Source organism: Brevundimonas sp. FG8, from assembly GCF_057808845.1.
Window position 1 is genome coordinate 74,997 of record NZ_JBMDIU010000011.1, and the last position, 8,567, is coordinate 83,563.

7 protein-coding genes are annotated in these 8,567 nt (G+C 67.7%); 4 read left to right on the top strand and 3 right to left on the bottom strand.

The window, feature by feature from the left end:
- Positions 1–43: 43 nt before the first annotated feature.
- Genes otsB through otsA form a run of 3 tightly spaced genes read left to right on the top strand, consistent with a single transcriptional unit; the run spans position 44 to position 4,090 of the window.
- Positions 44–832 carry a trehalose-phosphatase gene (gene otsB, locus ACODRV_RS15135; RefSeq protein WP_488908858.1) on the top strand — a complete coding sequence of 263 codons (789 nt, stop codon included), beginning with the start codon at positions 44–46 and terminating at the stop codon, positions 830–832.
- Positions 829–2,616, top strand: a complete 1,788-nt coding sequence (locus tag ACODRV_RS15140; protein ID WP_488908859.1) for a glycoside hydrolase family 15 protein — start codon at positions 829–831, stop codon at positions 2,614–2,616. Before otsB ends, ACODRV_RS15140 begins: the two co-directional genes overlap by 4 nt.
- Before the next feature lie 55 nt (positions 2,617–2,671).
- Positions 2,672–4,090, top strand: coding sequence for an alpha,alpha-trehalose-phosphate synthase (UDP-forming) (gene otsA, locus ACODRV_RS15145; protein ID WP_488908860.1), 1,419 nt, complete (start codon positions 2,672–2,674; stop codon positions 4,088–4,090).
- 12 nt (positions 4,091–4,102) lie between these two features.
- On the opposite strand, the gene ACODRV_RS15150 is transcribed toward otsA, so the two are convergent.
- On the bottom strand, positions 4,103–4,705 hold the full coding sequence (locus ACODRV_RS15150; RefSeq protein WP_488908861.1) for a glutathione S-transferase family protein: 603 nt from the start codon (positions 4,703–4,705) through the stop codon (positions 4,103–4,105).
- Between the two features lie 249 nt (positions 4,706–4,954).
- On the opposite strand from ACODRV_RS15150, the gene ACODRV_RS15155 reads away from it, so the two are divergent.
- Complete coding sequence (locus tag ACODRV_RS15155) at positions 4,955–5,686, top strand: helix-turn-helix transcriptional regulator (RefSeq protein WP_488908862.1); 732 nt, start codon at positions 4,955–4,957, stop codon at positions 5,684–5,686.
- 174 nt (positions 5,687–5,860) lie between these two features.
- Here the strand turns inward: ACODRV_RS15155 and ACODRV_RS15160 are convergent, their stop codons facing one another.
- Both ACODRV_RS15160 and ACODRV_RS15165 read right to left on the bottom strand, forming a co-directional pair.
- Positions 5,861–7,066: an acetyl-CoA C-acyltransferase gene (locus ACODRV_RS15160; protein WP_488908863.1), complete on the bottom strand. Its 1,206-nt coding sequence runs from the start codon at positions 7,064–7,066 to the stop codon at positions 5,861–5,863.
- A gap of 286 nt (positions 7,067–7,352) precedes the next feature.
- A complete protein-coding gene (locus tag ACODRV_RS15165) occupies positions 7,353–8,258 on the bottom strand; it encodes an SDR family NAD(P)-dependent oxidoreductase (RefSeq protein ID WP_488908864.1) in 906 nt (301 codons plus the stop codon).
- Between the last annotated feature and the right edge of the window lie 309 nt (positions 8,259–8,567).

The following is an 8,567-nucleotide window of genomic DNA, read 5'->3' on the forward strand; positions in this document are numbered from 1 at the left end:
GACCGGGAGGGAAACCCTTCGGCCCTGAAGCGTTACCGACCACATGGGGCCGTCTGATCTGACTGTCGACGCTGTGGATGCAGCGGTCGAAACCTTCACGCGTTTGCCGACGCCGCCGTCGCGGCCGGAGCGCATCTCCCTCTTTCTCGATCTGGACGGGGTCCTGGCGGAATTCGCCTCCACCCCTGATGGGGTCGTGCCTGTGAGCCGGCGCACCGAAGCGCTGCGGGCGATACAGACGCGCCTGAACGGTCGTGTCGCGATCGTCAGTGGCCGGACGGTCGCCGAGATCGACCGGATCACCGACAATGTCATCGCCTCGGCCTCGGGCGTGCACGGGCTGGAGCGCCGACGCGCCGACGGAACCTTCCTGCGCGCCGAAGCCTCAAAGAGCCTCCGCGCGGTGATCGCCGCCTTCGAGGCTTTCGCCCGCGCTCATCCCGGCGTGGTGGTCGAGGACAAGGGTGTTTCCGCCGGCCTGCATTTCCGGGGCGCGCCTGATGCGGCCCAGGACGCGGAGAGCCTGGCCCGCCGTCTGGCCGATGAACATGGGCTGATGCTTCAGCCCGGTCACATGGTCCTCGAGCTGAAAACCCCGGGCGCCAGCAAGGGTACGGCCCTGACGGCCTTCATGCAGGAAGCGCCGTTCGCGGGTGGCGTGCCGGTCATGCTGGGCGATGACCAGACCGACGAGGACGGCTTCCGGGCCGCGACGGACCTGGGCGGTTTCGGCGTGCTGGTCGGTCCGCCACGCGCGACCGCCGCCCGCTACAGCCTGACCGGCGTGACCGCCGTGCTCGACTGGCTGGAACAGTTGGAGAGCGACGTATGACCCGCCCCGATCTTGACCTCGCCCCCATCGGCAACTGCTCGATCAGCGCCCTGATCGACCGGCGTGGCCGCTATGTCTGGGCCTGCGCCCCGCGCGTGGACGGCGACCCCGTCTTCTCGGCCCTGATGGACGGCGACGACCCCGATCACGGCTACTGGGATATCGAGCTGGAGGGGCTGAAGCACATCAGCCAGGCCTATGTCCGCAACACACCCGTCTTGCGCACCGTGCTGACCGCCGCGGACGGCGCGGCGGTGGAGATCATCGACTTCTGCCCCCGCCACCCGAAGCACAGCCGCACCTATCGCCCGCTGGCCTACGGCCGGATCGTGCGTCCGCTGGAGGGGTCGCCCCGCATCCGCGTGCGCCTGCGTCCCTCCGCCGACTGGGGCGCGCGCCGGGCCGAGCGGACCAGCGGCTCTAACCACATCCGCTATCTGTGCACGGACGTTACGCTGCGCCTGACCACGGACTGCCCCGTCTCGCACATTCTCAACGAGCGAACCTTCCGGCTGGAGAAGGCCCATGCCTTCTTCCTGGGGCCGGACGAGGGCTACGATCAGGACGTCGGTCCCGGTGTCTCGGCGGCTCTGGATCGCACCGTGGCCTACTGGCAGGACTGGGTGCGCAAGCTTTATCTCCCGCTGGACTATCAGGAGGCCGTGATCCGCGCGGCGATCACGCTGAAGCTCTGCGCCTATGAGGAGACCGGAGCCATCGTCGCGGCCCTGACCACCTCGGTGCCCGAGTTCCCCGAGAGCGGGCGTAACTGGGACTATCGCTACTGCTGGATTCGTGACGCCTATTATGTCGTGCGGGCGCTGAACCGTCTGGGCGCGGTCGACATCCTCGAGAACTACCTCGGCTATCTGCGCAATCTGGTCGACTCGTCGGCGGGCGGCCACGTCCAGCCGGTCTATGGCGTCGGTCTGGAAGAGGACATTGACGAGCGGATCACCGAAACGGTCGCCGGCTACCGCGGCATGAAGCCGGTCCGCGTCGGCAATCAGGCGCGCGAGCATCTTCAGCACGACGTGTACGGCCAGATCGTCCTGCCGCTGGTGCAGGCCTTCTATGATCAGCGCCTGCTGCGCCCCGGCACGATCGACGACTTCCACGCGCTGGAGAAGGTCGGCGAGCGCGCTTACGCCATGCACGATCAGGTCGACGCCGGCCTGTGGGAGTTCCGCACCATCGCCCGGGTGCACACCTATTCGTCCGTCATGTGCTGGGCCGCCTGCGACCGTCTGGCCAAGGCGGCGGAGCATCTGCATCTGTATGACCGTGGCGAGGTCTGGCGCGCGCGGGCCGACGAAATCCGCACCCGGATCGAGAAGGAAGCCTATCTGCCGGACGAGGGCCGCTTCGCCGCCAGCTTCGGTAATCGCGAACTGGACGCCAGCCTGCTGCAGCTGACCGATCTGGGCTTCCTGGACGCCATTGACCCGCGCCAGGTCGCCACCTTCGACGCCATCGAACGGGACCTGAAGAAGGGACCCTACCTGTTCCGCTATGTGGAGCCTGACGATTTCGGCGAGCCGGAGACGGCGTTCAACTTCTGCACCTTCTGGTTCATCGAGGCCCTGCATCAGAACGGCCGCGATGAGGAAGCGCGCGAAATCTTCGAACAGATGCTGAGCCGGCGCACGCACGCCGGGCTGCTCAGCGAGGACATCTCGCTGGGCGACGACGAGCTGTGGGGCAACTACCCGCAGACCTACTCGCTGGTCGGCATCATCAACTGCGCCGTGCTGCTCAGCCGGTCGTGGACGGATGTGCGTTAGAGGGGATCACGACAATGCGTTGCCACCAAACCGCGAGCCACGCGGTTAAGCGGCCATGAGCCGCCTTATCGTCGTTTCCAACCGGGTCTCGGCCCCGAAGGACCCCGCCTCGGGCTCGGCGGGCGGTCTGGCCATGGCCCTGTCCGCCGCCCTGCGCAAATACGACGGCCTGTGGTTCGGCTGGTCGGGCGAGACGGTCGAAAAATTCACCGGCGAGCTGAAGATCGAGGACCGCGCGGGCGTCACCGTCGGGCTGGTGGATCTCGAGGCCCAGGACGTCGACGAGTACTATAACGGCTACGCCAACAAGACCCTCTGGCCCCTGTTCCACCATCGCACCGATCTGGCTGCCTATGAGCGGTCCTACGGCGAGGGGTATGAGCGGACGAACGCCCGCTTCGCCGATGTGCTGGCGCCCCTGATCCAGCCGGACGACGTCATCTGGATTCACGACTACCACATGATCCCGATGGCCCGGGACCTGCGGCGGCGCGGGATCACCAACCGCATCGGCTTCTTCCTGCACACGCCTTGGCCCGCCCGGCAGCTTCTGGTCACCCTGCCTCACCATCGGCGACTGGTGGAGTCGATGTTCGACTACGACCTGATCGGCTTCCACACCCGCGAGTGGATGGAGCTGTTCCAGCGCTACGTCGAGGTAGAGGAAAAGGGCTCGGTCACGCCGGACGGCCGGGTCGAAGGCTTCGGCCGCAGCGTCCAGACCGGCGTCTTCCCTATCGGTATCGACGTGGACGAGTTCATGTCCGCGCGAAACTCCGTGCTCGGACGACGCACCTATGACCGCATGTCGGCCTCGGCCGCCTTCCGCTCGATGATGGTCGGCGTGGACCGGCTGGACTACTCCAAGGGGCTGGAGGAACGGCTGTCGGGTTACGACCAGTTCCTGAAGGACAACCCCGACAAGCGCGGCGAGGTCTTCCTGCTGCAGGTGACCCCGATCAGCCGGGACGACGTGGACACCTATCAGGACATGCGCGCCCGGCTGGACGCGCTGGCGGGCCGGATCAACGGCGAGTTCGCCGACATGGACTGGCAGCCGATCCGCTATCTGAACCGCACCTATCGCCGGGATCAGCTGGCGGGCATCTATCGCGCCGCGCGGGTGGGGCTGGTCACCCCCTTGCGCGACGGGATGAACCTTGTGGCCAAGGAATATGTGGCGGCCCAGAACCCGGACGATCCGGGCGTGCTGGTCCTGTCCCGCTTCGCCGGCGCCGCCGAGCAGATGCGGGAAGCCCTTCTGGTCAATCCGTTCAGCCGCGAGGAGCTGTCCGACGCCATCAAGAAGGCGCTGGATATGCCGCTGGTCGAACGTCGCCGTCGCTGGGAGGCCCTGATGACGGTGGTGCGGGACACCGACGTCAGCATCTGGCGCGACGACTTCGTGACCGCGCTCAAGGCGGTGAACCGGCCCGCGAACGGCGACGACAATGCCGCCGCCCACGCGGCCTGACCGGACCTCCCGTCAGGCCGCGATCGCCGGTCGCGCATCCCGCTGCATCGCCCTCAGACTGGCCGGACGGTTCTGGAGTCGCTCCAGATAGGCGTCCAGAACGGGGCTCTCCGGCAGGTGCGCGCGCGCCCAGCCGAGGGTGCTGCCGATCATCACGTCCGCGGCGGTGAACCGGTCTCCCATCAGATAGGGCCCGACCCACAGCGCCTCCAGCACGCGGGTGATCGCGGCGTCATACCGCGCACGGGCGTGCGGGTTGGTCTCGACCTCGCCGGACATCTTCGCCCACAGCGAGGGCTCCAGCTCTCCGGCATTCCAGCAGATCCAGCTCAGCAGCGGCCCGCGTTCCGGCGACTCCAGCGGGAAGCCCAGCCCCGCTTGCGGGTGCAGCCCGGTCAGATACAGGGCGACGGCGGCGGATTCCGTGATCAGGGCGTCGCCATGCTTCAGGGCCGGAACCTTGCTGTCCGGGTGCGGATTGGCGGCGTCTCGGCCGCCCGAACCATCGGCCCGCTGAATATCGACGTACCGGATATCGACCTCGGCCCCCAGTTCCTCGATCAGCCAGACAATGCGGGACGAACGCGACTGTGGGGCGTGGAACAGCGTCAGCATCATTCTCTCCTGTCGGGCGATCGCTCGGCTCGCGGAGCCTCGCTGCTTGAGCCCGGATTGGGTCCGACAGCCCCTCGCCGCCGGTGAAGATTGATCTACTGCCACCCTGCTGCCAGCATGCTGTCAGCAGTCGAGGTTCAGAAGGACTGGAACGCGCTCAGGCAGCGAGCGACCGCGTCGCGAGCGTTAGCGCACAAAGGAATGACCTCAAGCAGCGAGCGCCCGCGGCGTGAGCGTTAGGGCCCAAAGATGCGAAGAGCCGACCGACTGTTCCAGATCATCCAGGTGCTGCGTCGGTCGTCCAGGCCGGTGACGGCGGACGCCATCGCGGCCGAACTGGAGACGTCGAAGCGGTCGATCTACCGCGACATCGCCACCCTGATGAGCCAGCGGGTGCCGATCCGGGGCGAGGCGGGGCTGGGCTATGTGCTGGAGGGTGGCTTCGACATGCCGCCCCTGATGCTGACCTCGGACGAGATCGAGGCGGCGGTGCTGGGCGCGCAGTGGGTGGCGTCGCGGGGCGACCCGGCCCTGTCCCGCGCCGCCCGCGACCTGATCGCCAAGATCGCGGCCACCGTGCCCGAGCGCCTGCGTCCCGTCCTGATGGAGCCCGCCGTGTCCGGGCCGCCGGTCTGGGACGACGCGCGCAAGGCCGACGCGCTGGACATGGCCCAGGTGCGCGGCTGGATCCACGCGGGTCGCAAGCTGCGGCTCCACTATGCGGACGAGCAGGGGCGCGAGACCGTGCGGATCATCTGGCCCTGCCTGATCGGATATCGCGACACCACGCGGCTGCTGGTGGGCTGGTGCGAGACCCGCGACGACTTCCGCACCTTTCGCACCGACCGGGTTGTCTCCGCCGAGTTTCTCGAGGACCGCTACCCCGGCCGGCCCGCCGTCCTGCGCGCCCGCTGGCAGGCGAAGATGGACGCGGAAAAGGCGGCCTGGATCGCGGCGGGGAAGGCTGCGCCGGGGGCATAGTTCCTCCCCCGACGGGGGAGGGGGACCGTCCGGAGCCGTAGGCGAAGGAGGGTGGAGGGGCGCCGGATCGGCCCTCGGTCAGAAAACGGAAGGGGCCGCCGGCGTGTGCCGAGCGACCCCTCCGTCACGGCGCTTGCGCGCCGCGCCACCTCCCCCGAGGGGGAGGAACTGTTCTCAGTAGATCTCGAACAGACCGGCGGCTCCCATGCCGCCGCCGATGCACATGGTCACCACACCGTATTTGGCGCCGCGACGCTTGCCTTCGATCAGGACGTGGCCGGTCATCCGGGCGCCCGACATGCCGTAGGGGTGGCCGATGGAGATGGCGCCGCCGTTCACGTTCAGGCGGTCCATCGGGATGCCCAGGGTGTCGGCGCAGTACAGCACCTGCACGGCGAAGGCCTCGTTCAGCTCCCAGATGCCGATGTCGTCGATGGTCAGGCCGTGACGCTTCAGCAGCTTGGGCACGGCATAGACCGGGCCGATGCCCATCTCGTCCGGCTCGCAACCGGCCACGGCCATACCGCGATAGGCGCCCAGCGGTTGCAGGCCACGCTTCACGGCCTCACCGGCTTCCATGATGACCGAGGCCGAGGCGCCGTCCGACAGCTGGCTGGCGTTGCCTGCGGTGATGAACTCGCCCTGCTGGATTTCCTCGCCCGAGCCGAACACCGGCTTCAGGGCCTTCAGGCCTTCCAGCGTCGTATCGGCGCGGTTGCCCTCGTCCTTCGACAGGGTGACTTCCTTCTTCGAGGTCTCGCCGGTCGCCTTGTCCGTCACCAGCATGGTGGTGGTCATCGGCACGATCTCGGCGTCGAACTTGCCGGCGGCCTGGGCGGCGGCGGTGCGCTGCTGCGACTGCAGGGCGTATTCGTCCTGACGGTCACGGCTGATGTTGTAACGACGGGCCACGACCTCGGCGGTCTCCAGCATCGACATATACATGTGAGGCGCGATCTTCAGCAGTTCCTCGTCCTTGCCCCGGTACAGGTTCATGTACTGGTTCTGGACCAGGGAGATGCTCTCCAGACCGCCGCCGACGGCCATCTTCTGCTGATCGAAGATCACCTGTTTGGCCGCCGTGGCGATACCCATCAGGCCCGAGGCGCACTGGCGGTCCAGCGACATGCCCGGAACCGTGGACGGCAGGCCCGCGGCCAGCGCCACCTGACGGGCGACGTTGGTGCCGGTCGAGCCCTGTTGCAGGGCGGCGCCCATGACCACGTCCTCGACCTCGGCCAGTTCGATCCCGGCGCGGGCGACGGCGTGCTTCACCGCGTGGGCGCCCAACTGTTGCGCTTGGGTGTCGTTGAAGGCCCCGCGATAGGCGCGGCCGATGGGCGTGCGGGCGGTGGAGACGATGACGGCTTCGCGGGACATCTGCGATGTTCTCTCTTTAAGGGCGCTATCGCTCGCGACGCGGTCACGAGCGGCTTGAGCGCGGGTTTCCTTCTCTTTCCCTGCGGCTTCTGCGTCCGTCGGGGCGTTGGTTCAGTCATAGGCTCCTGCCGCCGCGTCAACGCAACCCTGTCCGGCCCGGAACCCTCCCTGCGCCTCAGGCAGTGAGGCCCCGCGGGCCGAACGATAGGCGTCTTCTTCAAGCATGAGCCTCAGGCAGTGAGGGGCCGCGACCCGAACGTAGGCGTCGCGCCGCGGGCGCGCCCTGCTAGGAGTGCGCCTTCTGGGCCTTGGTCAGTTCGATCATGCCCTGGGCGGCGCCCATGTCGGGGACGATCTCGCCGGTGCGGTCCGAGATTTCGGCGAAGCGGGCCTCGATCTGTTCCGGAGCGTCCTCGCCGACGGCGTGGATGCCCTGGGTGATCGTCACATAGGCGCGCTCGAAGCCGCCGGCGCCGGCCGCAAGGATGCAGCGGCTGGGGGCGTTCTCGCTGACCAGATACAGAAGGCCCGGCGACACCAGCTCCGGTCCCAGCGCTTCCAGCGGCAGGGCGGCGCCCAGATCCTCGGTCATGCGGGTGTGGGCGGTCGGGGCCAGACAGTTCACGCGGATATCGTTCTTGGCGCCCTCGATCGACAGGGTCTGCATCAGGCCGACCAGCGCCATCTTGGCGGCGCCGTAGTTCGACTGGCCGAAATTCCCGTACAGGCCCGACGACGAGGTGGTCATGACGATGCGGCCGTAGTTCTGGGTCCGCATGATCTCCCACACCGCCTTGGTGCAGTTCACCGCGCCCATCAGGTGCACATCCATGACGAACCGGAAGTCCTCCAGCTCCATCTTGGCGAAGGTCTTGTCGCGCAGGACGCCCGCGTTGTTCACCAGAATGTCGATACGGCCCCACTTGTCCATGGCGGCCTTCACCATCGCCTCGACGGCGGCGTAGTCGGTGACCGAGGCGGCGTTGGCGAGGGCTTCACCCCCCAGGGCCTCGATTTCGGCGACGACGGCTTCGGCGGCGGTGGCCGAGGAACCGGACCCGTCGCGGGCGCCGCCCAGGTCGTTCACCACCACCTTGGCGCCACGCTTGGCCAGGGCGAGGGCGTGTTCACGGCCCAGACCGCCCCCGGCGCCCGTCACGATGGCCACCTTGCCGTCAAAACTCATCGTCATCTGAACGTTCTCCCTTTGCTTGGCATTCTCCTAGCAGGCGTTTCAGCGCTGGAAACCCGCCCAATGTGTTGAAACGGCGCCACAGTCGCCGCATTCAGAGCCAGATTCCGGAACTTCCGGTCGACATTGTGGTTAGGCGTCGGGACCACCCCGTGTAAGCGTGGGGTTCTCGGGCAACCTGAATGAGGGATATGATGAAGGTGAAGCTTCTCGCCGGCGTCGCGATGGCGGGGCTGTTCGCAGCCGGCGCCGCGGCGGCCGAGCCGAACGGCTGGTACGGTGCGATTGACGCCGGTTACCACACCGTTG